This window comes from Telmatobacter sp. DSM 110680 (assembly GCF_039994875.1).
In the GTDB taxonomy this organism is placed as follows: domain Bacteria; phylum Acidobacteriota; class Terriglobia; order Terriglobales; family Acidobacteriaceae; genus Telmatobacter.
In genome coordinates this window covers 1806198-1831808 of record NZ_CP121196.1, presented here as the reverse complement: position 1 = coordinate 1831808, position 25611 = coordinate 1806198, and the positions used below count along the sequence as shown (strand labels likewise).

General features: G+C 57.4%; 21 protein-coding genes. 16 read left to right on the top strand and 5 right to left on the bottom strand.

What is annotated here, in order from left to right:
• Positions 1–21: 21 nt before the first annotated feature.
• From P8935_RS07520 to P8935_RS07490, 7 genes are all read left to right on the top strand, one after another.
• Positions 22–2202: a CocE/NonD family hydrolase gene (locus P8935_RS07520; RefSeq protein WP_348264374.1), complete on the top strand. Its 2181-nt coding sequence runs from the start codon at positions 22–24 to the stop codon at positions 2200–2202.
• A gap of 203 nt (positions 2203–2405) precedes the next feature.
• Complete coding sequence (gene prfA, locus P8935_RS07515; RefSeq protein ID WP_348264373.1) at positions 2406–3482, top strand: peptide chain release factor 1; 1077 nt, start codon at positions 2406–2408, stop codon at positions 3480–3482.
• Complete coding sequence (gene prmC / locus P8935_RS07510) at positions 3482–4327, top strand: peptide chain release factor N(5)-glutamine methyltransferase (protein WP_348264372.1); 846 nt, start codon at positions 3482–3484, stop codon at positions 4325–4327. Before prfA ends, prmC begins: the two co-directional genes overlap by 1 nt.
• A gap of 106 nt (positions 4328–4433) precedes the next feature.
• Positions 4434–5480, top strand: coding sequence for an NAD(P)-dependent alcohol dehydrogenase (locus P8935_RS07505; protein ID WP_348264371.1), 1047 nt, complete (start codon positions 4434–4436; stop codon positions 5478–5480).
• 200 nt (positions 5481–5680) lie between these two features.
• The gene (locus P8935_RS07500) at positions 5681–6973 is read left to right on the top strand and encodes a GRP family sugar transporter (protein ID WP_348264370.1); all 1293 of its coding nucleotides are present in this window, start codon (positions 5681–5683) and stop codon (positions 6971–6973) included.
• 49 nt (positions 6974–7022) lie between these two features.
• Positions 7023–7961 carry a carbohydrate kinase family protein gene (locus P8935_RS07495; protein WP_348264369.1) on the top strand — a complete coding sequence of 313 codons (939 nt, stop codon included), beginning with the start codon at positions 7023–7025 and terminating at the stop codon, positions 7959–7961.
• Between the two features lie 141 nt (positions 7962–8102).
• Entirely contained in the window at positions 8103–10121 is a 2019-nt protein-coding gene (locus P8935_RS07490; RefSeq protein ID WP_348264368.1) for a hypothetical protein, read from the top strand.
• Positions 10122–10143: 22 nt separating this feature from the next.
• Here P8935_RS07490 and P8935_RS07485 read toward each other — a convergent pair whose 3' ends face one another.
• A complete protein-coding gene (locus P8935_RS07485; protein ID WP_348264367.1) occupies positions 10144–11571 on the bottom strand; it encodes an APC family permease in 1428 nt (475 codons plus the stop codon).
• 135 nt (positions 11572–11706) lie between these two features.
• On the opposite strand from P8935_RS07485, the gene P8935_RS07480 reads away from it, so the two are divergent.
• Positions 11707–12903, top strand: a complete 1197-nt coding sequence (locus P8935_RS07480; protein WP_348264366.1) for a glycoside hydrolase family 27 protein — start codon at positions 11707–11709, stop codon at positions 12901–12903.
• A gap of 78 nt (positions 12904–12981) precedes the next feature.
• On the opposite strand, the gene egtD is transcribed toward P8935_RS07480, so the two are convergent.
• Together egtD and egtB are read right to left on the bottom strand one after the other, a co-directional pair.
• Entirely contained in the window at positions 12982–13962 is a 981-nt protein-coding gene (egtD, locus tag P8935_RS07475) for an L-histidine N(alpha)-methyltransferase (RefSeq protein WP_348264365.1), read from the bottom strand.
• 34 nt (positions 13963–13996) lie between these two features.
• Positions 13997–15280 carry an ergothioneine biosynthesis protein EgtB gene (gene egtB / locus P8935_RS07470; protein WP_348264364.1) on the bottom strand — a complete coding sequence of 428 codons (1284 nt, stop codon included), beginning with the start codon at positions 15278–15280 and terminating at the stop codon, positions 13997–13999.
• 181 nt (positions 15281–15461) lie between these two features.
• Here egtB and P8935_RS07465 point away from each other — a divergent pair, with 181 nt between their 5' ends.
• Positions 15462–16268, top strand: a complete 807-nt coding sequence (locus tag P8935_RS07465) for a tetratricopeptide repeat protein (protein WP_348264363.1) — start codon at positions 15462–15464, stop codon at positions 16266–16268.
• Positions 16269–16364: 96 nt separating this feature from the next.
• Positions 16365–17150 carry a DUF5666 domain-containing protein gene (locus tag P8935_RS07460; protein ID WP_348264362.1) on the top strand — a complete coding sequence of 262 codons (786 nt, stop codon included), beginning with the start codon at positions 16365–16367 and terminating at the stop codon, positions 17148–17150.
• Between the two features lie 26 nt (positions 17151–17176).
• Here P8935_RS07460 and fabG read toward each other — a convergent pair whose 3' ends face one another.
• The gene (gene fabG, locus P8935_RS07455) at positions 17177–17926 is read right to left on the bottom strand and encodes a 3-oxoacyl-[acyl-carrier-protein] reductase (protein WP_348265316.1); all 750 of its coding nucleotides are present in this window, start codon (positions 17924–17926) and stop codon (positions 17177–17179) included.
• Positions 17927–18097: 171 nt separating this feature from the next.
• Here fabG and P8935_RS07450 point away from each other — a divergent pair, with 171 nt between their 5' ends.
• Both P8935_RS07450 and P8935_RS07445 read left to right on the top strand, forming a co-directional pair.
• On the top strand, positions 18098–18715 hold the full coding sequence (locus tag P8935_RS07450; RefSeq protein WP_348264361.1) for a PadR family transcriptional regulator: 618 nt from the start codon (positions 18098–18100) through the stop codon (positions 18713–18715).
• Between the two features lie 3 nt (positions 18716–18718).
• The gene (locus P8935_RS07445; protein WP_348264360.1) at positions 18719–19777 is read left to right on the top strand and encodes a hypothetical protein; all 1059 of its coding nucleotides are present in this window, start codon (positions 18719–18721) and stop codon (positions 19775–19777) included.
• 10 nt (positions 19778–19787) lie between these two features.
• On the opposite strand, the gene P8935_RS07440 is transcribed toward P8935_RS07445, so the two are convergent.
• Positions 19788–20534 carry a DUF2071 domain-containing protein gene (locus tag P8935_RS07440; protein ID WP_348264359.1) on the bottom strand — a complete coding sequence of 249 codons (747 nt, stop codon included), beginning with the start codon at positions 20532–20534 and terminating at the stop codon, positions 19788–19790.
• A 166-nt stretch (positions 20535–20700) separates the two neighbouring features.
• Here P8935_RS07440 and P8935_RS07435 point away from each other — a divergent pair, with 166 nt between their 5' ends.
• The 4 genes from P8935_RS07435 to P8935_RS07420 all read left to right on the top strand — a co-directional run bounded on the left by P8935_RS07435 (position 20701) and on the right by P8935_RS07420 (position 25478).
• Positions 20701–22287, top strand: a complete 1587-nt coding sequence (locus P8935_RS07435; protein WP_348264358.1) for an FAD-dependent thymidylate synthase — start codon at positions 20701–20703, stop codon at positions 22285–22287.
• Between the two features lie 157 nt (positions 22288–22444).
• Positions 22445–22783 carry a PadR family transcriptional regulator gene (locus tag P8935_RS07430; RefSeq protein ID WP_348264357.1) on the top strand — a complete coding sequence of 113 codons (339 nt, stop codon included), beginning with the start codon at positions 22445–22447 and terminating at the stop codon, positions 22781–22783.
• A 29-nt stretch (positions 22784–22812) separates the two neighbouring features.
• On the top strand, positions 22813–23127 hold the full coding sequence (locus P8935_RS07425; protein WP_348264356.1) for a permease prefix domain 1-containing protein: 315 nt from the start codon (positions 22813–22815) through the stop codon (positions 23125–23127).
• Entirely contained in the window at positions 23025–25478 is a 2454-nt protein-coding gene (locus P8935_RS07420; RefSeq protein ID WP_348264355.1) for an ABC transporter permease, read from the top strand. The genes P8935_RS07425 and P8935_RS07420 overlap by 103 nt, the downstream gene beginning before the upstream one ends.
• Positions 25479–25611 lie beyond the last annotated feature (133 nt).

Below are 25611 nucleotides of genomic sequence, written 5' to 3'. Positions count from 1 at the left end.
CATTTCAGGAGGTCCCCCGTCTTGACGCGACGTCGAGTTGCTGTCTCTTTTCTCAGCTTTGTCCTGCTTTTCTCAACCAGTAAGACTTTGCAGTTTGCGCAGGCAGCTACTCCGCGGGGGCAAAGCGTTATCGACGCCTCGGCACAACTGGCAGGACTTTCGGGCGAGTATACGGATGCCGCAGATCCCGACACGCCGGTCAGCTTTTACGTCGAGAACGGCAAGCTGGTGGTGGAATCGGAGCGCATGGTGCCTACGGCGCTCAACCAGAATTCGCCGACGGAATTCGGGATTCCGCAGACGAAGATGACGATCAAGTTCACCGTGGATGCGAGTGGCCACGGCGTGTCCGTGGTCTCTACGAATGATCCTAATGTGATTTACAAGCGCACCGGCGATCCGGTTCACCACATCTTTCATGACTATCAACGTAGCGAGTTCATGATCCCGATGCGCGACGGGATCAAGCTGCACATCGTTGTTTTGAAGCCCGCGGACATCGCGGTGCCGCTTCCGTTTCTTGTGCAGCGCACGCCCTATGGTTGCGATGACACCAGTCGTGGTTCATTCTTCGGCGGACGACCTGAGCTGGCGCGCGCAGGGTACATCTACGTCTGCGGGGATATTCGCGGGCGGTTCAAGAGCGAGGGGCAGTTTGTGATGAGCCGGCCGCAGGTTGACCATCACGATCGAAAAGCAGTGGATGAAAGCACGGACACGTACGACACCGTTGACTGGCTTTTGAAAAATGTGCAGGGCAACAACGGACGCGCGGGATTCGTGGGGACCAGCTATCCGGGATTTCTGGCGATGGAGGCGGGGATCGATCCACATCCGGCGGTGAAGGCCGTCTCGCCGCAGGCACCGATGATCGACGTCTGGATGGGCGACGATTTCTTCCACAACGGCGCCTTCCGGCAGACCTACGGATACGACTACGTCTTCGGAATGGAAGCCAGCAAGCAGCAAACGGAAGTGAGTTACGGCAAGGACAAGGATGGCAAGCCTGAGGATGGATACAACTACTTTCTGGAGCGCGGATCGTTTGCGCAGGACGTGAAGAAATCGGGCATCAAGGATCCATTTCCTACATGGAAGCTCTTCCTCGATCATCCAAGCTATGACACTGTATGGTCGTCGCGGGGCGTGGAGAATCATCTTGACACGGTGGCGGTACCGACGCTGAGCGTTGGCGGCTACTACGACCAGGAAGATATGTGGGGGCCGCAGGAAGAGTACAAGCGGTTGGAGGCCCACGACAACAATCAGCAGAACTTTCTTGTGCTTGGGCCGTGGAGGCACGGGTCATGGGGATCGTCGTCGCGGCATCTCGGCAATCTGAATTATGGGGAATCGATCGGCAAGGAGTTTCGCGCGCAGCTTGAGGCGAAGTTCTTCGGCCATTATCTAAAGGACGAGCCCGGGTTTGACCTCGAAGATACGGCCAGCTTTCAGACGGGCTCGAACACCTGGAAGCGCTACTCGCATTTCCCGCCCAAGGAGGCACAGCCGACGAGCCTGCACCTCGTGGGCGATGGACTCCTGAGTTGGAGCGACGCCAAGGAACCGGCCAAGTCTAGCTACGAAAGCGATCCGGCAAACCCGGTTCCGTACAGACACCGTCCGATTCAGCCTACCTATGGCGACGGTTCGCAATGGTTCAACTGGCTGACAGAAGACCAGCGGTTTGTAACCGATCGCAAAGATGTGGCTGTGTGGAAATTGTCGGTGCTTAAGAAGGACCTGGTGGTAACCGGCGAAGTGATAGCGGACATCTTTGCATCGACCACAGGCACCGACAACGACATGGTGGTAAAGCTGATCGACCAGTATCCCGATGACGATCCCGACCCGAAGATGCGGGGATATCAGCTGATGACCAACGAAGAGATCTTTCGCGGACGGTATCTTGAAAGCTTTGCGAAGCCGACCCCGATGCGTTCTGGCTCGGTGAAGGAATATCGCTACAGCCTGCACGACGTGGATCATGTTTTCAAGGCTGGGCACACGGTGATGGTGGAGATTCAAAGCACGTGGTTTCCGCTGTATGATCGCAATCCGCAGACCTTCGTGCCCAACATCATGATCGCCAAGCCGGAGGACTACAAACCGGCGACTATTACGATCTACTCCGACCCGGACCACGATTCGAATCTGCAGTTGCCGCTGATGAATGCCTGCGACCATATTGAGTGCTTTTGAATCAAACTCTTGTAACGGATGGTTGGATCCCGTGCATGGATAGAATGCGCGGGATTCGGCGTTTCGGGATAGAATCAATTAGTGCAATGACTCTTCACCAGCCCATCCCGGCTCTGCTCTAGCGGCGCCCGCCGCCTACACTGTTCTGCGCCCTTTTCCTGCCCCAAATCACTACTCCAAAACACAAGAGCCCGGAGGGCAAAATGCTTGATCGCCTGGAACAGATGGAGCAACGGTTTAACGACCTGCAAGCGCAGTTCTCGCTGCCCGAGGTGTTGAACGACCACGAAAAATATCAGAAGACGGCCAAGGCGCTGCGCGAAATCGAAGAGCCAGTCGAAAAGTATCGCGAACTGAAGCAGGTGCAGCAGGGCCTGGCGGATGCGCGCGCGATGCTGGCGGAGGCTGACGCCGACATGCGCGCCATGGCCGAGGAAGAGATCGCAGCGCTGGAGCCGCGCGCCGCTGCCATCGAAGAGGAGATCAAGATCCTGCTGATCCCCAAGGATCCCAATGACGAGAAGAACGTGATTCTCGAAATCCGCGCCGGGACTGGCGGCGATGAGGCTTCGCTTTTCGCAGCGGAAGTGTTCCGCATGTATACCCGCTTTGCCGAGCAGCACCGCTGGAAGGTCGAGGTGATGTCGCTGTCGGAGTCGGGCGTCGGCGGGTGCAAGGAAGTTATCGCGATCATTGAAGGCAAGCGCGTTTATTCGCAGCTCAAGTGGGAAAGCGGCGTGCATCGCGTGCAGCGCGTTCCCGCTACCGAGACACAAGGGCGCGTGCACACGTCGGCGATCACGGTTGCGGTGCTGCCTGAGGCCGAGGACGTCGATATCAAGATTGAGGCGAAGGATATTCGCATCGACACATTCTGCTCGTCGGGGCCGGGTGGGCAGTCAGTGAACACGACTTACTCCGCAGTGCGCATTACGCACATTCCAACCAACACGGTGGTGAGTTGCCAGGACGAAAAGTCGCAGATCAAGAATCGCGAAAAGGGTATGCGCGTGCTGCGTTCCCGACTGTACGAGATGGAGATGGAAAAGCAGAATGCCGAACTGGCGGCGGCGCGTAAGTCGCAGGTGGGATCGGGGGATCGCAGCGAGAAGATCCGCACTTACAATTTCCCGCAGAACCGGCTCACCGATCACCGCATAGGACTGACCCTGCACCAGCTCGACCTGATCATGGAAGGGCGGCTGCAGCCGATTGTCGATGCACTCGTCACCCACTACCAGGCAGAGCAGTTGAAGGCCGATAACGATCAGGCAGCCTGATGACGCTGCGTGATTGGCTTGTCCAGAGCGAAGCGCAGCTTCTCGACGGGCCCCATCCAGACCGTGCAAAGCGCGATGCTGAGACGCTGCTGCTGTACCTGATTGGGAAAAATAAAGCGTGGCTGATGGCGCATGCGGAAGATGATTTCGCTGGATGCACAGCCATCCGTTACGCTGGCCTGCTTGAACGTCGCCGCAAAGGTGAGCCGATTCAGTACATCATTGGCGAAACTGAGTTCTACGGAATGCCTTTTCGCGTTACGCCGGATGTGCTTATCCCGCGGCCAGAGACCGAGCACCTGGTCGAAAAGTGCGTCGCACTCGCAACACAAAAGGACGCCCGTATCCTTGACGTCGGGACCGGTTCCGGCGCGATATCAATCGCGCTCGCAGTGCATCTGCCTCATGCCTATCTGACGGCTGTCGACATCTCTGAAGCCGCGCTTTCGATCGCTCGCGACAATGCGAAGCTCAATCACGTCGCAGATCGCATCCGCTTTCTCAACGGAGACCTGCTCACGCCCGTGTCCGACGAACAATTCGACATTATCGTCTCCAATCCGCCTTACGTCCCCAATACCGACCGCGCTCTTATTTCTGTGGAAGTCCGCGAACACGAACCCGCAGTTGCCCTCTTCGGCGGAGATGACGGCCTAGCAATTTTCCGCCGTTTGATTCCCGCCGCATACGCGGCTGTTGCTCCCGGCGGATACCTCGCGTTCGAATTCGGCTTCAGCCAGATGTCCGACGTCGAGTTTCTGCTCAAAAGTGCCGGCTTTCAGAAGATCGAATTTACTCACGACCTCCAGGGCATTCCCCGCATCGCATCGGCGCAGAAGATTTAGGCTCACGCGAATAGACGGGATTCATGGGAATCTCCCAGATTCACCTCACTGCGATGCCGCTTCACTGAGTGCGTGATTTACACTCGTCTCCGGAAGGAAACAATTCATGCCGCCATCTAAAGGGTTTGCCGCTCTCGACGCAAAATCGCCACTTGGTCCACATAACTTCAGTCGTCGCGAGCCTGAACCGACAGAAATCGTGATTGACATTCTTTACTGCGGCGTCTGCCACTCTGATCTGCATATGGCGCGGAACGAGTGGGGCAATGCTGTTTATCCCATGGTTCCAGGGCACGAGATTGTGGGGCGCGTCGCTGCTGCGGGGAAGTCTGTAACAAAATTCAAGGCCGGAGATATTGCGGCGGTCGGCGTGATCATTGATTCCTGCCGTCACTGCGAACCCTGCAATCGCGGCGAAGAGCATTTTTGCTTTGAAGGATCCACGCTGACCTACGCAGCGAAGGATCGCGTGGATGGCTCAATTACCATGGGCGGCTATTCCAACAATTACGTAGTCGACGAGCGGTTCGCGCACACGGTTCCCGCAAATCTGAACCTCGCCGCGGTTGCGCCTCTGCTGTGCGCGGGAATTACGACCTATTCTCCCCTGCGCCACTGGAATGCCGGTAAGGGTAAAAAAGTAGGGATCGTGGGCCTTGGCGGACTGGGCCACATGGGGCTCAAATTTGCACATTCGTTCGGCGCGCATACCGTGCAACTGACTACGTCGCTGAAGAAGAGGGACGATGCAATCAAGCTGGGCGCTGACGAAGTTGTGCTCTCAACCGATGAAGCTGCGATGAAGAAACATGCGGGCAGCTTTGACTTCATTCTTGACACCGCTTCGGCTCCGCACGCGCTTGAACCCTATCTTTCACTCCTGAAGCAGGACGGCACGATTACATTGGTGGGGCTGCCGGAAAAGCCTCCATCGATCAACATGTTTGCGCTGATCACCAAGCGCGCATCGATAGCAGGATCGATGATTGGCGGCATGCCCGAGACGCAGGAGATGCTGGACTACTGCGGCCGCAACAACATCACCGCAGAAGTCGAAGTGATCCCGATCCAGCAGATCAACGAAGCCTTTGAGCGTATGTTGAAACAGGACGTGAAATATCGGTTCGTGATCGACATGACCTCATTGAAGTAGGGATGAACCCAAGGCTAAATCAGATGATGACTTTTCATAAGACGAAGACGATGCTGACCGACACTCATTTCATGATTCCTGTGGTGGTCTTGTGCTTTGGGCTAGCGCTTCTTATTGTTCTGCATTGAGCGATTCGGATCAGGCATTGATTTGCGGTAGGGTCGCGGGAGAGATTGCCTGAAGGGAACGGCGAGAAAATCATGAGTCCAGCGTCCCGCACTAAGTTACCTGCTGTCATTACACCATCTGTACACGGGATCGGTGTGATCTGCGGACTGGCAGCAGGGGTGTGGCTCGGCGCTGCTGAGGCTCCCACCAAGCTGGTCAATTCCGGGCTGTCTCCGTATGCGATTTCACTCTGCATGGTGGCAGGCGTATTTACAGCACGGTGGACTGTTCCGACTTTGCTGAAGGGGACGCGGCAGGTGTTTGCCGATCTCAGCGAGCACCGGCACCTGATTCCCATCGCCATTCTCGCTGGCATGCTTTGGGCCGTTGCTAATACCCTAACCGTCTTTGCGATTCGCGACGTGGGACTGGCGATTGCGTTTCCGTTGTGGAATACGAACTCGTTGATTGGAATTCTGTGGGGTCGATTGCTGTTTGGCGAATTGAAAGGCGCCAGCCGGGTGAATATCGCCAAAGTCGTTCTCGGCTCACTCGCCATCGTCGCTGCTGCCGTGATGCTCGGCTTCAGCACTATTCACGCCGGGGGTGCGCACAACCGCGCGCTTGGAGGAATTCTCGCTGCGATCGGGGCGAGCCTCATGTGGGGAACGATGTATATTCCCTATCGCAAGGCGTATATCAGCGGCATGAACCCGCTTTCGTTCGTCACCGTTTTTACTGTGGGCGAACTGGGAACGATGATTGCACTGGTGCTGGCGCTCGATGGGGGAACGAATGCGGCAGTCTTCCACTCTGGCGAAATACGGCATTTGCTTTTCTGGCTTTTTCTTGGCGGGTTCGTGTGGGTGATCGGCGATCTGTTTCAGCAGTTCGCCACGAAATACCTTGGTATCGGGCGCGGTATTCCACTTTCGAATACGAACCAGACGTGGGGATTAGCGTGGGGAGCGCTGGTGTTCGGCGAACTGGCGCATGCCGATGCGGCGCATCGCCTGCTGGTGGTTGCTGGCTCGCTGGTGATGATCTGTGGCGCGCTTGCTGTCAGTACGGCCGTCGCCACAGAGAAAGAACGAGGATCAATGCGCGAGGTGCTGGTGCGCGAGTGCGCACGATATGACCTCGACTATGACCGCGTGGTGCAATCGTATGCGGGCGAGTCGCCGACGAAGGTGACGGAACGCCGCGCTTGGTGGGATTATGGCATTCTCGCCGCTGGAGTGGGGGTATTCATCTGGCTTGGAGTGAATGCGCGGGTGCCTGAGCTTGCGATGAACTTTGGCTGGGTGGGAGTGCTTTCGGCGATTCTGCTGGTCTCTGCCGGCGGGGGTGGGTGGCTGTTATGGAAGGCGACGCGCTTCTCCTAATTAGCCGCGGTACCGACAAATTCGATCTCGCACCTTTACAATGACGTTAATGGCGGAGACGGCTAAAGTTGACCTCGTGGGCGTGGGCCTCAACGCCATTGACACGCTAATTCCGCTGGTACACTTCCCTTCCCGCGGTTCCAAGACTGAATACACTAACGCCAGCGTTCTGCCGGGCGGGCAGACAGCCACCACGATTATCGCGTGCCAGACCTGGGGATTGAAGACGCGCTACGTGGGTAAATTGGGTGACGACGACGCCGGTAATCTGCATCGCCGCGAATTTGCGCGTACCGGGGTTGACGCGCACCTGATCACTGTTCCCGATGCAGCTAGTCCGCAGTCGCTCATTCTCGTGGATGAGGGCGGTGAGCGAACCGTTCTCTGCAGGCGTGATGAGCGATTGCTGCTGCAGCCTGAGAATTTGAATCGCGACTGGATTGTGAATGCCCGCGCGCTGCATGTGGATGGGTTTGAAACGGCGGCCGCCACGCAGGCCGCGTCTTGGGCTCGTTCCGCAGGGGTTCCGGTGATTGCCGATCTCGACGAGACCTATGCCGGCGTTGATGAATTGATCGCCAACGTTGATTACCTGGTTGTGAGCCGCGATTTTCCGACGCGTCTTACCGGTGAACGCAATCTGGAGCAGGCTCTGCGAACTGCGAAGAAGCGCTTTGGTTGCACGTTGACCGCGGCGACGCTGGGCGAAGATGGCGTGCTGGCGTGGGACGGCAAGCAGTTTTATTGGTCTGCGGCTTATCGCGTGCCCGTGGTCGACACGACGGGCGCAGGCGATATTTTTCATGCGGGGTTCATCTACGGGCTTCTGCAGGATTGGCCACTAGATCGCCAACTTGACTACGCGTGCGCTGCCGCCGCGTTGAACTGCACTTGTTCAGGAGCGCGGGGCGGCATCGGTTCGGTTGCAGCGATCGAAGAGCTAATGGCGGCGACGCCTCGCTATGCGGTCGCTCGCGCGACGGACTAATCTTTCAGCGATTCTGCGTTTCCTGTTGATACTCACCTAGAGATCGCGATACCATCAGGCCTCCTCTCCCCGCAGGCCCACCGCTTCTGGTCTTGCTCATGACAATTTCTTGGGACCTCAAAACCTTCTCCGGGGGTAATCATGAATCGGTTTCTCTCCCGCGTCTATCTCTTCTCACTCGTAATGACGATCGTTGCAGCTGTTGCCGCGTTGCCTGCGAGCGGGCAGGCCGCACCGCAAGATATCCCGATTGGCGTTACCTATATCTGCAACGGCGAACACATCTACATCGAAAATTGCAACATCCGCGACACGTCTGACACCAGCAACTGCATGGTTGCGCATCCCGATCACCTCACCCCCACCGGTCTCAACTCCTACACCTATGTCTCGCGCGGTGCATTGAAAAAACTGTTGCCAACCTGCACACAGCCATCGGCAAAGCAAGTCGCCGCGGCTAAGGCGTTCCAGCAGAAACAGCAGGATCTCTACAACGCAAACGTGCAGAAAGCGGAGCAGCAGATGAAGGCACCTTCGCCGACTTCATATCAGCAGGGCGGAGCAGCTCAAGTGACACCGCCGAAGAATGCGGAAGAAAGGGCAATGCGGCGGTGCGTGAGTTCGGGCCGCCTGCCCTCCAGCTGCACCGGCAATTCGCTGCTCGGCATGTTCAGCGGCATGATCTCGCAGATTCTTCCTGGAGCGGACAAGACGCCGGCGCCTGGGCCGGTGATGGCTGGAGTCTTTCAAGGCGCCGGCTGGCGGCTCGACTTTATTGACGGCGGCGTTCTGGTGAATTGCTCGTTCCTCTCGCCCAACCAGGAAAGCTACAGCATCAAGTTCGAGCCCAACCGCACCGCGCTCATCATCGACACCAGGCCCAAGCCGCTCAATCTGACCTTCCACCCCGACGGCACCATTTCCGGTCCCGGACCTGTCACCATCCAGGGAGTTGTCGCCGGTGGATACACTCCCGGAACTTCAACGCCCGGACACACAGAAACCCAGAGTTACAACACCACCGAACGCATGAACGCAAACATGATACCCGGAGGAGCGGCGAACGCTAACGCCACGTATGCTGGCGGAGGCACATACGACGTGACCACCACGCACACCTCCAGCACCTACGTGCCCGGCCAGTCCACGCCCGGCACAACTTCGTTCGTGCCTCGAACCGCCACCTGCCCCGCTCTAAATCTCACTTCCAAAGGTGCAGGCGTAGGCATTCAGACTATGCAGACCGATTTGCTGAAAACTGCTTTCGGCGGCGACAAAGGTCCTCCCACTCCGGCGGGAATCCGCATGCACGGTATCTTCGCTGCATCTACCGGGTTCAGCGTGGAGTTCTATCCCGAATCCGCGATTCTGGGGTGCGGTCCGGATGCAGCTCGCGCCTATCCCTACACGGTGATGGCAACGGGTGGCGGCGCTCAGATTAAGGTCGAGGCGCCGGATCATCCGCTGATTTTGGGATTCAACCCGGATGGTTCGCTGGTGCCGACAACCACAGGACCATACCAGGTGCATGGCCGTATTGTGACGGGGCAGGACGACAACGATGACTTTACGTTTGCGCCCATGGAGCAGACCTGCAATCTGGCCGCGCTGAGCCCGAGCAAAACGATTCCTATGAGCGGCGGTTCGGCGACGATGATGAGCGCCTCAGCGACTGGATCGGCAACTGGAACCGGGACCGGACCGGCGAACGGCGGCGGGACTCTCTCGACGTCGAGTGCAACGCTGGGGAATGCCACGTTCACGATTGTGTCGGGATTTCCGGCAACGCCGGGTCAAGTGAATCCGCTGGCCAACCACCCGTATGTGCTGCTGCGGAAGAGCTTCAACGATACGATTACGCAATCGGGCGTTAATATTCCGGCAGGGACGACTCCGTTCAAGTTTCTGGGGCTTGCCTGTGGCAATCGCACTCCGGACTGCCAGACCATCATGAACGCAATCAAGGCGGGTGCGGTTTCTTCGGTTCGCGCTGACGTAAACGGGGGCGCTACTTTCCCGGGCGTGCCTCCGGGAACCTATTACCTGATGATTTCAACGCGTTTCAATAATCAGGCGCTGGTATGGCTGCAGGCGGTGCGGGTAAATGCAGGGTCGAATTCGATGACTCTCGATGCGCGGAATGCGACGGCCATAAACTGAGCCCGAAGGTCAATCTTGCGAATCAGCTTCTCGACGTTGCCACAAATGAGGTACGTCTCGCGGAGCGCATCCGCAGCTGATAAAAGGTAAATGCGACCAGGTTGCTGAGCAGCAATGTGCCCATGATCTTTGCGGCGTAGGCGATGGGGTTTACTACATCGACGAATGGATAAGCCGAGATCAGCAGGCTGAACAGGGTCGCGCACAGTCCTACGATCGAAGTCCACTTGAGGGACCGGGGAAGCGAACTGCGTAGCGATGCCGCACCCAGCAGCGGAATTGCAAACATGGCGAGGTACGCCACTTGATAGTGCGTGAGGCTCGCATTGGAGAGAAGCTGAAAGGCCTCCTGCGCTTGGACGCCGACATTGGCCAGCACGATCAGCAGAAATATCAGTGCGGAGGTCGAAAGAATCGAATTGGACGGCGTCTTCCAACGCGGATGCAGGCGTGTGAACCATGCGGGAATCAGCGCGTCCCACCCGACCGCTAGGGGAAGCCGGCTTACGCCCGTCATTAAAAGGCTTACTGCTCCGAGGAGCCTGATTTCAACCAAGAGAATGGCAGCGGTGGCAAGAAAGTTTCCGATTCCTTCGTTTCCGAGAGCCATGCGGAATGTCTGCGGAATGGGCGCAATGAAGTTGATGTCGCCGCGAGGAACGAAGGCTGCGACGGAGCCTGTGCCAAGGATGAACATGGCGCAGATGATCGGCGAAGCGATCCACACGGACTGGGTGATGGTTCGCTCAGGACTCTTACTCTCACCCGCAAGAATGGCGATGTATTCGAGGCCACATAGAGCGCCGAACAGCATCTGGCCGAAGAGCGCAAAGGTGCGCAGGTCGCGGGGCGGAGCGGAGAGTGCGAGCGGAGTCCAATGGACTGGAATATGGCGCAGCATGGCCCATGGGCCGAGGCAAATAAGCGCAGCAAAGGCGATCATCATAGCTATTCCGCCCGCGTTGTGAATCCACTTGCCGATTTCGAGGCCGCGCAGTTCCGCCCAGCTGAGCGCCGCAATCAGAGCTGTGACGATGAGCAGTGAGGCTATTCGATTTTCAGGTAATCGTGCGGCAGCCGGCCCGATGAGGTAGGCAAGCTCGGTTGGAATCTGGTAGAGAATGGCGGCTGTCACCGCGATGCCGTAGAACCAGATATTCCACGCCGTCAGAAATCCGACGAGGTCTCCGAAGGCTCGATGCGCCCATGCATAGAGGCCGCCCTCAAGCGGCATGACACGGTTGAGGCCGATGACGGATGCGGCCATCGGAAGATAGAAGAGGAGCATCGCGCCGATCCACAAGAGGGTTTCAGCCTTGCCTACCCCGGCAGCTACGCCCACCCAACTGGCGCCCACGACGCACAGGACTTGGGAGATCGTGAGATCGCGCAAGCTGAGTTGGCGGCGAAGAAGCTGCGGCGGCGGTAAGGTGGACTGGGGTTCATCCATCGTGGAGAGATGTTCGCACGTCAGGGCTTGATTTCAGACGGCAAATCGATGGGGACGATCAAATCAAGCGATTGTCAACGGCGGCGCGGCGGGTTAGTATTCCCAGTTGTAATCGTTTCCAATGGAGACTCATCGATGCGCATTTTAGGTTCGCTTCCGCTTGCTGTATTCGCACTCGCTTCAGTTTCTGCAATGGCACAGATGCCATCGTCAATTGCGCAAACTCCACCGATGGGATGGAACAGCTGGAACTACTTTGCCGGGAAAGTTACGGACAAGAATATTCGCGATTCAGCCGACCAGATCGTTGCCAGCGGCATGAAGGACGCAGGCTACATCTACGTCAACATCGACGACACGTGGGAAGGCGAGCGCGACGCGAACGGCGTGCTTCATACCAACTCCAAGTTTCCCGACATGAAGGCACTGGCGGATTATGTGCATTCGAAGGGATTGAAACTTGGCATCTATTCCTCACCCGGACCCAAGACCTGCGCCAACTTTGAAGGCTCACTTGGCCATGAGGAACAGGACGCGAAGATGTATGCCGAGTGGGGCATCGACTATCTTAAATACGATCTGTGCAGCTTCATTCCCGCGGTGATGCAAAAGCAGGCGCCCCATGACAAGGCCGCGCAGATGCGGCTGATGATTGCTGCCTACGACAAGATGGGAAAGGCGCTGAAGGCGACCGGACGCCCGATCGTCTATTCGTTATGCCAGTATGGATGGGATTCCGTGTGGGAGTGGGCGCCAGCCCTCGGCGGAAACTCCTGGCGCACGACTGGCGACATTGAGGCTCGGTGGCAGAGTGTCTATGACATCCTCGAGCAGCAGAAGGGACTGGAGACGTACGCCGGCCCCGGCCACTGGAACGATCCCGACATGCTGGAAGTGGGCAACGGTAAATTGTCGATGGCTGAGAGTCGCACGCACTTTTCGATGTGGGCCATGCTGTCCGCGCCGCTGCTGGCCGGCAACGATTTGCCCAACATGAAGCCCGAGATCAAAGCCATTCTGACCAATCGCGACGTCATCGCCATCAACCAGGATTCGCTGGGGCACCAAGCGCGCTTCATTTACAGCAAGGGTGAAGTGGAAGTATGGGCTCGTGATTTGAAAGACGGAGCGAAAGCGATCGCCATCATTAACGTCGGAAGCGACCTGTATTCAACGCATCCATTTCATATCGATCTTCCGCGGCTGGGATTACACGGTTCGCAGCATGCGAAGGATCTGTGGACCGGCAAGGACTTGGATTTGACAAGCGACATGGCGATTGAGCTGCCAAGCCATGACATTCTATTGCTGCGAATCGCATCGACAAAGTAGCGGCAAAAGTCAGAAAAAAATGAGGGCACTCTGCCGAGAGTGCCCTTTTTTATTGAATCGACATCTAGTTTCCGAGCTCTAGACGGCTCGCGCCAGGCACACTGCGAACCACTCGTTCTCATCGGTCCAGGTAATTTCGGGTGCGAAGCCAGCTTTTTGAAGAAGCGCTTCAGCACAGCCCTTGCGGTACTTGTAGCTGTTCTCTGTGTGGATGCTTTCGCCTGCCTCAAAATTCACGCGCACGTCGATTGCCGGCAGCCAGACGGTTTGCTTGATGTTGCTGACAAGGTGCATTTCCATGCGTGAATCTGCGCTGTTCCAGACAGCGCGATGCGCGAATGTCTCCGGACGAAAATCGGCATCCAGTTCGCGATTGAGACGGACAAGCACATTGCGGTTGAATGCCGCGGTCACTCCGGCAGCATCATCATAGGCAGTGTGCAACACGGACTCATCCTTGACGAGATCTACACCAAGAAGCAGGCAATCCCCGGGATCAAGAGCCGCGCGCACACGCTCAAGCAACATGAGAGATTCGCCGGGCTCAAAGTTGCCAATACTCGATCCAATGTAAAGGACCAGGCGGCGTTCGCTGGGCAGCGTCGCATCGAGTTCAATGTCCTGGGTGTAGTCCTGCACACGCGGACACACAAGGACACCGGGAATTTCGTTTTCGATGCGAATCTGGGCTTCAACAAGTGCGCTGGCAGAGACATCCATCGGTTCATAGAACACGGTGTCCTGGCGATTGACTGCCGCACTGAGCAAGAGCCGTGTCTTGTCAGCAGAACCGGCGCCGAGTTCTACGAGTCGCAACGAGTTCTCGCCCGCAGCACGCGACACGATCTCAGCGGCGTGGGCGGTCAGGATTGAGCGCTCTGTACGCGTTACGTAGTACTCGGGTATCTGCGTAATCTGATCGAACAGCCGCGATCCTGCGGCATCGTAGAAGAGCCAGGAGGGCAACCATTTGGGCGACGACATCAATCCCTCGTACACCGAAGAGGCGATCTTGTCTGAAACGTGAAAGCTGGATGGGGAAAGAGGGATTGTAGTCATGCAGTTAGTTTGGATGCGCCTCCACTTATGGGAGTTACTTGTCTGCCAATCGGATTCCGGAAAATTGCCAACGCGTTTCTGGTGGAAAAAAATTGCGATAACTCGAGCGAATATGGGCTTGCGGTGTCACGCAGGACCCGCCGCGCAGCACCATCTGACCGCTCATGAATTTTCCGTTATATTCGCCGAGCGAACCTTCCAGCGGCGCGAATCCCGGATAGCCGAGATACGCACTCGCAGTCCATTCCCAGCAATCGCCCCAAAGCTGGCGTGACTGGTCACCGGGGTTAGACGCAGCAGGTGCGGAGGCGGGCACAAAAAATTCGGCATCCAACAAATTGCCGCGCGCGGGCTGACCTGCGGCGGCAACTTCCCACTCGAGTTCGGTGGGCAGGCGCTTACCGGCCCAGCGTGCGTAGGCGTCGGCTTCAAAGTAACTGATGTGGCTTACAGGAGCATTGGCGGCTTCTTCAAGGGAGGTCTCACCGCGCAGGGTGTATAGCGTCCAGCTCTCGCCTGCTTCATTCCAGTAGAGTGGCGCGCGCCAGCGGTTCTGTTCGATCGCATCCCAACCGGCCGATAGCCAAAGTTCCGATTTGCGATAACCGCCGTCGGCGATGAACTCTGCATATTCGCGATTTGTAACGAGTCTATCTGCCAACGCGTAAGGGGCAAGCCATACGCGGTGCCGAGGCAATTCATTGTCGTAACAGAATCCGGAACCTGAAAATCCAACGTCAACAAGACCGCCAGGGAAATGAATAAAGTGCAGCGGATCGGGCTGCGCTGCTGTTATGTTTTGCTCGGAATCGGATCGCCGGTAAACGGGCCGAAGAGGATTGGTATAAAACGCGTGAAGGATGTCAGTGAGCAATAGCTCCTGGTGCTGCTCCTCGTGATTGGCTCCCAGTTCGATTCTGCGGAGCGCTTCCGGATCCGAGTTCACCTCGAGCAATCTCTCGATGGCTTCGTCCACATAGCTTCGGTAGCTGATTACCTCATCGAGACCGGGCCGTGAGAACGACGCGCGCAGCCGCTTTTCAGGGAAATCCGCAAAACTACGGTAATAGCTGTTGAACAGCCAGGGAAAGTCCTGGTTAAAAAGCCTGTAGCCGGGCAAAAACTCTTTCAGGACGAACGACTCAAAGAACCAGGCCGTATGGGCAAGATGCCACTTAGCGGGCGAGGCCTCGGCGCAGGACTGCACCATCATGTCCTCAGGGGTCAGTGGCTTGCAAATAGCTAGTGTACGCAACCGAACAGTGCGGAAACGCTGCGCGAGATCGGATTGCGGGGGGAAAGCGATTGTCGAGCTCATGACGTGAAGATCCTCATTTCAAGCAAGTTGGAGCCAGACGGTAGTTCCGTCTCATGACTCTCACAATCCAGTTTGCACCGGTGAATCAAACGAACTTGACGATGATGTACAAATTGGTGCTCTAATTTCATGTGACGATGATGCTGGTTTGTCGCCTCGATTCCTTCTCGAGGAGGGGATTATGAGCAGGTTCGATGAACGCTTGCTGCCGGCTATCCTGATGGCAGCCATTGTGAGCACCTCCGCACTGAGCCAGGCTCAGCCTCCTGCTACACAGTCTCCGGGTACAACCAAGCCTGCGACCGCTGCAATTTCGATCACTTCCCTGCCCAAGGCTGAAGCAACCCCTGAACAGATTGGGGATGCTCTGATGGCCCATCAACGGTATCAGGCAGCCATCGAGGCCTACAAGAAAGCCCCACCTGACGATGCCGTAGTTTGGAACAAGATGGGCATCGCCTACCAATTGATGTTCAATTTGACCGACGCGATGCATTGTTACCGGACTTCTGACAAGCTTGCTCCTAAAAGCTCAAATGTCCTGAACAATCTGGGGACCGTCTACGATGCAATGAAGGATTATCACAGCGCAGAGAAGATGTACCGCAAGGCGTTGAAGGATGATCCCGGTTCTGCGCTGATTCGAAAGAATCTTGGGACTAACCTGCTCTCGCAGCATAAGTATAAGAAGGGCTGGGAAGAGTACAAAGCCGCACTGAAAATCGATCCACAAATTTTCGACAACAGCACGCGACCGCGCGTTGAGAATCCGGCATCCGTGTCGGATCGCGGGGCCATGAATTACTACATGGCCAAGGGTTGCGTGCGGGCGGGGATGCCTGACCGTGCAATTCAATACTTGCGCATGGCAATCAGCGAGGGCTACGCCAACCCCAAGAAGATCATCGCCGACAGCGAGTTTGCTTCTTTGCAGGGATTGCCGGAATTTGAAGAATTGCTATCGTCGCAGACCCCCAAAAGGCAATAATCATCGATGCAATCGCTGGATGATTCGGAGATGAACGTCATCCGTTCATGCTTGGCGTCCGTCTACCCAGTGGAGTTGATTGCCTCCGGGAGAAATATGAAAGGCAGTTACGTTTCGTTGGCGCTTCTTCTCTCATTCGGCGTTTCGAGTTTTGTTGCCGTCGCCCAGGACACAGGTGCTCCTCAGAATCCGAGCCAGGCGAATCCAGCGAAGTCGGCGCAGGGGCGCAGTCCTGGGCAGCGCGGGAATCGCGGCGGATGGGGCGGCGGGATTATGGGCCGCGGAGTGCTGGGTACGGTTACCGAGATCACGCCTGAGCACTTCACCGTCAAAACTGAGAATGGCGAACTCTACACGATTCACTACAGCGTGAATACTCGCATCATGAAAGGCAACGGTGGTGGCTTTCGTCGCGGCCAAGGCGGGAATAACGACGGCGAATTTCAGCCGCCCCCGACTCCTACACCGATCAAAGCCGGCGACATCAAAGTGGGAGATGCCATCGGCGCCACGGGCGAAATGGATGCCAACACGAAATCAGTCGGCGCCATCGCCATAGTGCAGATAGATCCCGAGCGCGCTAAAGAGATGCGCGAGATGCAGGCCAATTACGGGAAAACCTGGCTGATGGGAAAAGTCACCTCCATCAACGAAGTGAAGGTGACGTTGCAAGGCGGTCCGGATAATGCGACGCACACCTTTGTAGCCGACGAAAACACCACGTTTCGCAAACGCCGCGATCCTATCACCCTGGGCGATATCCAGATTGGCGACATGATTCGGACTGAAGGTTCAGTGAAGAATGGCGCTTTTCTTGCCACCTCGGTTGCCGTGATGGTTCCGCCGCGTCAACGCGATGACGATTCGGCCCCTCCGCAATAAAAGTGCTGCCGAGTAATAATTGCGACTCACCCGCCCATGAACATGCCGCCATTAACATCCAGCACGTGACCGGTTATGTAGGCGGCCGCATCCGATGCTAAAAACACTACCGGCTGGGCAATTTCCGCGTCGGTTCCCGAACGGCCGAGTGGAATCTGCTCGATCATTTTTTCGCGCAGCTTTTCGCCGAGCACCGTCGTCATCGGCGTTTCAATATACCCCGGGGCGACAGCGTTGACCGTGATGCCACGTGAGGCTACCTCGCGCGCAAGCGACCGCGTGAATCCAATCAGCCCGGCCTTCGATGCGGCGTAGTTTACCTGGCCTTCCTGCCCCGTGCGCCCGACCACGCTGGTGATGTTGATGATGCGGCCCCAGCGGTTCTTCATCATCTGGCGGAGCAGAGCTTGCGTAAGCAGAAACGCGCCGGTGAGATTGGTGCTCAGCACATCATCCCAGTCGCTTCGTTTCATGCGCATCATCAGATCATCGCGGGTGATGCCGGCGTTGTTGACGAGGATTTCGACCTTGCCGAAGCGGTCGATTACGGCCTTGGCGCCGTTCTTAATGGATTCCTCGCTCGCTACGTCTAGGGCAAATGCCGCAGCCTGACCGCCTGCTGCTGCAATCTCCGCTGCCACGTCGGCCAGTTTCGCCTCATTGCGCGCTGCTAACGCCACCGTAGCTCCGGCTTTCGCGAGTTCCAGCGCGCAAGCTCGTCCAATTCCCTGGGAGGCCCCCGTTACCAGCGCAATTCTTCCCTGCAGATCCGCCATCGTTCCAACCCCTTTGAGCGCCGGCCTAACTTCAATTGTGCCGGGCAGTTCCATGGCAATTATAGGCAAGAGGCTCGCCGGAACGAGATCCGCAGCGGTCCGGCGCCAAGTGCTCTAGACCAAGGGGGGTTGCAATCTTATAGTTCATACGATATAGTTCAGTTGAACTATATGAAGACTGAACTTGGAATTTGGGAAATTGCCGTTCTTGCGCTGTTGCGGGAAGCCCCGATGCATCCTTACCAGATGCAGAGTTTGCTGCGGCTGCGACATAAGGATGAAATTCTCGCTCTGAAGCGTGGCTCTCTCTATCACGCAATCGGACGACTGTCGAAGGCCGATCTAATCGCCGCAAAGTCGACGAGCCGCGACGGCCGGCGCCCGGAGCGCACGACGTATTCCATAACGGCAGAGGGGCGCAAGGAATTTACTTCCGTTCTGCGCCAGATTATCGCGGTGCCACGCCGCGAATCTTCAGAGTTCATGGCCGCGATGAGTTTCCTGGTGCATTTGACCCCGGCCGACGCCCTGCCGCGCCTGAAGGAACGTTTACGACATCTTGAAAGCGAAATTGAAATGCGCAGCGCCGGGGTATCGGGGGCCTTGGAGCACGTGCTGCGCATCAACCTGGTCGAAAGCGAATATTTGATCGCCATGCTGCGAGCCGAACATGCCTGGGTGCGCGGTCTTATCGCAGAGATTTCAACCAGCAAACTTTCCTGGGATTTCAAGACTGTTCTGAAAGGTGCGCGGGCCTCAATGCAGGCTGCCGCGAGCCCAAAGGAGTAGTTCATGCAAACTGCATCGTCTTTCGCAGACACGCAACGGCAATCACCCTCTGCGACGCGGTATCGGGCGCCTATCTGGACCCTGCTGGTTCTTGCTCCTGTCATCAGCGAGGTTCTCAGCGGCTCCACGCGTCTCAGCATCCTCTTCGTGCTCATCCCCGAAATCATGGTCTGGGGAGGGGGCGCCCTACTTGCTCGCGAACTCGTGCGCCGGTGGCGCGCTGGCGCAACCAGTCTCCTTTGTCTTGGCCTCGCGCTCTCAATCGCCGAAGAGTTCATCATTCAGCAGACATCGATCGCCCCACTGCCCTTCCCGGGAGCCAATGCCGCCTACGGACGCGATTTCGGCGTCAACTGGATCTACCTGCTATTCATGCTCGGATTTGAAAGCGTATGGGTCGTTCTGGTGCCTGTCCAGGTGACTGAACTCATCTTTCCCGATCGCGGCGAGCAACCCTGGCTCCGAAAACGGGGGCTCATCGCGACATGTCTTGCGTTCCTCGTCGGCTGCCGCATTGCCTGGTATGGCTGGACCCAGCAGGCGCGCCCCCGGCTCGGCGCAGCGCCCTACCATCCCCCTGCGATTCTCATCCTTGTCGGCATCACCTCGATCGTCATCCTTATCGGCCTTGCATGGCTTCTGCGGGCATATGGGCATTCCGGTCAAAGCAATTCCCGCGATGCAGCCAATCCGTGGCTCATCGGATTTAAAGCATTCATTTTTGGCGCAGCGTGGTTCGCGCTTATTACGCTTATCTTCGTACCCCATTCGGGCATCGCTCTATGGATTCCGCTGGCCGCCGGACCACTTTGGGCGCTTCTGTCTTTCGCATTGGTTCGCTACTGGTCGGGGGCGCGTGGCTGGCGCGACATGCACCGCTTCGCACTTTCCTTCGGAGCTGTCCTCGGATGCATTGTGCCGGGCGACGTCAGTTCCGCCGGGTGGACGCGCGTGGACCTCATCGGCAAATTTGTATTTCAGTTTTTGGCGGTGTTGGGATTTCTAATGCTGGCGCGAAAGGTCTGGCAACAGGAAGCAGCAAATCGCGCCCACTGCAATTGAATACGCGCCGTCAATTCGATGGCATGGCTTGCACGGGAATGCGCTGGCGACGGCGGACCGGCACAGCCAATTCGGCGGGCCATATATATACAGCCAGGCGGCGGGAATAGTGGAGGACCGGTTCCTGATCCTGTACCTGAATTCCCATGGCTGCGGGCAGATCGTTGCGCTCAATCTCTGCTTCAGCATCTTCAAGTGGAGACGCTACGGTGTGAATATTCGCCCGCACCGCTTGCCCGGCATGATTTTTAGTGAAGAGACAGTACCGCTCGGTAAAGAAATACTCGAGGGAGCCGCCACGAATCTCCGCCAGACGGCGCGTTGGGCCGAGGCCCCGGTAGCGTGCGTTGAACATGACGGGGTTGCTGACAAACAACCGGCGGCTATAAAACGAGAATTCGCGCTCTGTGCGCTGATTGAGCCGCATCTCGGCCCAGTTGCAGGACATGCGGAAGATAAAACGTACAGCCGCCGTGGCGAGCAAACTGCCGATATCCACGGAAAAGTTGTAGATGCCTGGAGTGTTGGTTTGCTGATCGTGGACATAGGTACGAAGGTGCAACTCTGGAAAGCTGCGAACTCCCGGAACGGACGGAATGCCACGGAAGCTCAATCGATCCATCCATAGGGGGATAATCCCGATCCACGCTGAACCTTGGTATGTATCTGGTTGAAGTCCCTCGGGCAAGAAATGCGAGATAGTCGCAGCAGGCACGCGCCAGTGGGCGAAAAGCAGGTCATTCCAGCGCTGAGACATGGACCAGCGGCCTGTGGGTAATGGCCGGGGCCTTTGCGATGTGCGCAATTTAAACTCCCGCATTCTGCCGCTTGCCCCCGAGCTAAGTCTTTGACGCTTTTACTGGTCCCGGGGATTCACAGCCCCGATAACCTTAATGCCGTATTCTGTTCGCGAGCCCTTGTCCATGTCCAGCGAATCTTTGTTGAGTGCAACCGTATCGCCGTCCGGCGCCCGTAATCAGACCGATATATATGCCGTTCACGGAGCCGACCCTGAGGTCTTGGCCTATGCCATGGCCAAGTACTCGCGTTCGTCGCTTTCGATGCGCGAATCGCTGACCGAGATCAGCGCCCAGCGTGCCGAGCAGTTCCTGAACACATTCTATTTCCAATATGGTCATCGCTCCATTGCCGACTTGGCGCACATTGCATTTGCCGTCGAACGGCTTAGCCTGCTGGCCGCCATTGTGCTGGTGGATGAGCAGCGCTGGGACGGGCAAGAACGGTCCACACGCTATCAGAATTTTCAGAAGTCCGGGTGGTACTTTCCGGAATTTGTTTCGGATGCCGCGTCTGCGAAACTTTACAGCGATACGGTTGAGAATCTGTTCGCAGCCTACCAGCGAACTACGGCTGCGGTTCACGCAGCGTTGCGGGATCGCGTCGTCTGTCCCGAGACGATGAAACCGGAGGCTTACGATCGAACCCTGAAGGCACGGGCATTCGATGTGGCGCGCTATCTGCTGCCGCTGGCGACAAATACTTCACTTGGCCAGATTGTGAATGCCCGCACCTTGGAGACACAGGTTTCACGGCTGCTGTCGCATCCCATCGCCGAGGTGCGCGAACTGGGCGCGAAATTGCGCGATGCCGCTACGGGACCCGCCTGGAATGTGAACGCTCGCGCTGCGGCGGCCTTTGTTGAGAAGCTCGGTGACTCAGAGTTGTCGGCTGAAGCCGCCAACCTGCTCACCCGGGAGGTTCGCACTGCGCCGACGCTAGTTAAGTATGCTGAGCCCAACCAGTACCTGATCGAGACACGCGCCGAACTCGAGCAGGCCTCGAAAGAACTGCTTAAGGGAATCGCACCTGCTGCTTCGCCAGTTGTGGATCTCGTGGAGCGTACTGAATCGCTGGAAGTTGAATTGGCAGCAACGCTTATCTATTGGGCCAGCGAACATCCCTACCGCCAGGTGCGCGACATTGTGGCCGGGCTTGGCTCGTCTCGTGTCTCTGAAATTATCGAGTTGGGGTTGAAACATCGCGGGCGGCATGACGAAGCTCTTCGTGTCTTCCACGCCGGGGCGGCATTGCGCTTCGACATCCTGATGGATATCGGCGGCTTTCGCGACATGCATCGCCACCGCCGCGTTACCCAGATCAAGCAGGAATTCACTGCGGTGCACGGCTTCGACACGCCGCACTCAGGTGATGCCGCCGGACTGGAAGAGGCCGGTGTGCTGGCCGACTATCAAGCCGCGATCGAATCTGCACATGCGGCCAGCGCGAAGATTGCCGCGGGCTCCGCACCGGAGGCCGCATCTTCGGCGCTTTACGTATTACCGCTGGCTACGCGGGTTCGCTGCCTCTTCAAGATGGACTTTGCGGAAGCGCAATACATCAGCGAACTCCGATCCGCGCCGGCGGGGCACTTCAGCTATCGGCGCGTCGCGTGGGAGATGTACCTTGCACTGGAGCGCCAGCATCCGACGCTGGCGAAGTATGTGCGCGCTACGGACTTCAGCAAGCCAATCGACCTGCTGCAGCGGTAGGAAGTGCGTCGCGATCGGATCGGTCGCCCCTTTTCCCCTTGATGCGCAGCGAGAACATTTCGCAGTGCTACCTACGTAGCTTTCACTGCGGATCTTGGATTTCTTGCGGCTGTTGACAAATCAGAAGATTGGCGGCTAGGCTTCCCATAAGACATTTATGGGACAGACATCCGATTCCGGCGAATTGATTCAGGGTACGCTCGAGATGCTGATCTTGAAAGCCCTCTTCCGCGGCCCCCTGCACGGCTACAACGTGGCCGAGTGGATCCAGCAAACATCGCAACAGATGCTGAAGGTTGAAGAAGGTGCCCTCTACCCGGCTCTCCATCGTATGGAGTTGCGCGGCCTGCTCAAGTCGAAGTGGGGCACCTCCGACAACAACCGTCGCGCAAAATTCTATGAGCTCACCGTCGAAGGACAGAAAAAGCTGAACGCGGAGGCGCAACGTTGGGCGCGTCTCTCGTCGGCAGTCGCATTCGTCATGCAAGCATCCTGAAATTCGAAGTTTGCAATTTGAGGTCAACCATGGCTCAGAATCTCCACGAATTCCTGCTTCGTCTGAAGGCAATTTTTCAAAAGCGTCGCCTGGATCGCGACATGGCCGACGAACTGGCATTTCACCAAGCCATGCTTCAAAAAAAATTGGTACAGCAAGGCCTCGCTCCGAAAGACGCCGAAGCGCAAGCACGACGCGCCTTTGGCAACGCGAGCCGCTGGCATGAGCGCCTGAGGGAACTGTGGCAGTTTGGCAGCCTCGAGAATCTACGCCGCGATATCAGTTTCTCCATCCGCGTATTGCGCAAGTCGCCTGGCTTTACGTTCGTCGCGCTTGTGAGCTGACACTCGGAGTCGGCGCGAATACCACCGTCTTCTCCATGATCAACGGCCTCCTTTTGCGCCCTCTGCCCGTTCCGCAAAGCGACCGGCTCGCCGTGCTGGGGATTGATCTGAAGCGTCCGACGATCAACTACAGTTTCTCTGAGCCTTTGTTTCGTGGACTTGAAAACCGCCGCGAGGTCTTCTCTCAAGTCTTTGCGTTCGATCGCCGTAAGTTTCAGGTCCGGGGTTCCAGTGGTACTGAGAGCGTGTCGGGCCAGTTGGTCAGCGGAGATTTCTTCTCGACGCTCGAGACTCCGCCGTTGCTGGGTCGTACGCTCGAACGGGCGGATGACGCCAAGGGAGGCAATCCCTCCGGCTTCGGGGTGGTTATCAGCGAATCGTTCTGGCAGCGGTGGTTTAACCGCGCTTCTAACGTTATCGGCCAAAAGCTGCAGATTGACAATCACGTATTCACCGTCGTGGGTGTTATGCCTAAGCAATTTATAGGAGCTGATCCGCTGCAGAGGCCGGATATCTTCGCTCCTCTTGCCCTTGAGCCGGTTCTCGACGCACCGCGCAGTTTGACTGAGGCTGGATTCCACGCATGGTGGCTCACGGTGATGGGGCGCATGCAACCGGGAGTCACCGTGGCTCAGGCGAATGCGCAAGTCGCCTCAATCGCGACTCCGGCGAGCAGCCAGCTGCGCGACGCTCACTTCACAGCTGAGAGCGGTTCAGCAGGGTTCACGTATGTGCGGCTGCTTTTTCGCAAGCCACTCCGGGCAGTCTTCGCCATGTGCGGCGGCATTCTGCTGCTTGCTTGTTTGAATCTCGCCAGCCTGCTCATGGCGCGCGGTGCGGCCCGCCAGCCTGAACTAGCGACGCGCCTTGCTCTTGGAGCTACCCGTCGTCGGCTGGTGCAGCAGCTGCTCATCGAAAGCCTGTTGATCGCCGTCATGGGCACTGCTGCCGGGTTGGCCATTGCGCCGGTTGTCGGCAAGTCTCTTGCAATGATGTTGCTCGGCAATCAAGGAGACACTTATGTCGACACGTCTCTGGACATTCGTGTATTCGCCTTCGCAGCCCTAGCGTCCATGATCGCCGCGCTTCTTGTTGGATTGGTTCCCGCGCTGCAGGCTGTATCCAGCAGCCTGAATGAGCAGATCAAGAGTGGACAACACACCACACAATCGCAGGAGCGCAAACGGATTCTCCCCAAGGTAATGATGGCCGGCGAGGTTGGACTCGCCTTGATGTTGGTTGTCGGGGCAGGGCTGCTCGCTTCAAGCCTTGTGCGCCTGTACCTTTCCGGGACTGGCTTCGATCCAAAAGGGCTGGTCAATATTGCATTCAGTCTCGACAAGCAGCCGCTCAAAGGAGAAGCTCTCATCCAGTTCTACCGTCAATTGGAAGATGGTCTTCGCCGCCAGCCAGGCGTCACTGACGTGAGTTTCGCCCGCATGGTTCCGCTCACTCACTGGACGTGGGACGAGGATATGTCTGCGGGTGCAGGCAAGACGCAGGACATCTATCACAACAGAGTCGCGCCTGACTATTTCAGGACGATGCGGATTCCACTTTATGCAGGCCGCGATTTTACCTGGAGCGATACGCCTTCGAGCGGGCCGAAGATCATCCTCAACCAGACAGCCGCAAAGCTTCTCTTTCCTGATATCAATCCGCTCGGACAGTTTGTGATCGAGCATGAGGGCAAGAACACATCGCAATTCGAAGTGGTGAGGGTGGTGGGGAACGCAAAGTATGAGGACTTGCGCTCTCCCGCACCACCCACGGCGTACCTCCCGTTGACACAGGACGACGGGAATCAGAGCCCTTCTTATTTCGCCACGATCCGGACGAGCGGTCCAGTCGCCCCACTGGCTGACGCGGCGCGCTCGCTGGCCGTGAGCCTGAACCCTGCCATTCCCGCACCGCTGCTCACGCGCATGTCCGTCACCGTTGACGAGTCCCTCAGCGCCGAACGCACCATGGCTCTTCTGTCGGTCTTCTTCGCCATTTGCGCTCTCGTTGTCACGGCCGTTGGTCTCTACGGAACTCTCGCCTACGCCACCGCTCGCCGTACCAGCGAGCTTGGCATTCGAATGGCTCTCGGTGCCCGCAAATCGCAGGTGGTGGCCATGGTATTCCTGCAAAACGCAAGCGTCGCGCTCGCCGGCACCACCGTGGGCCTGGCTGCGGCGCTCATGGCGTCAAAGGCCTTGGCCAGCTTCCTCTATGGCACCTCGGTCCGCGACCCATGGGTGTTTGCGGGTTCCATTCTCGCACTGGTGTTGATCGCCAGCGCTGCTTCTCTGCTCCCCGCCCTGCGCTCTGCCCGCACTAATCCGATGTCAGCCATACGCTGCGAATGATGGAGTTGCGAATCGGCAAAGGGCACAATGCCAGATATGCGGTCGTTCTAACAGGAAAAGCCGGTCCTTCGACTTCGCTCAGGATGACGGAGTCATTTATCAGAATGATGAATCTTACTCAACTGCGATCTTC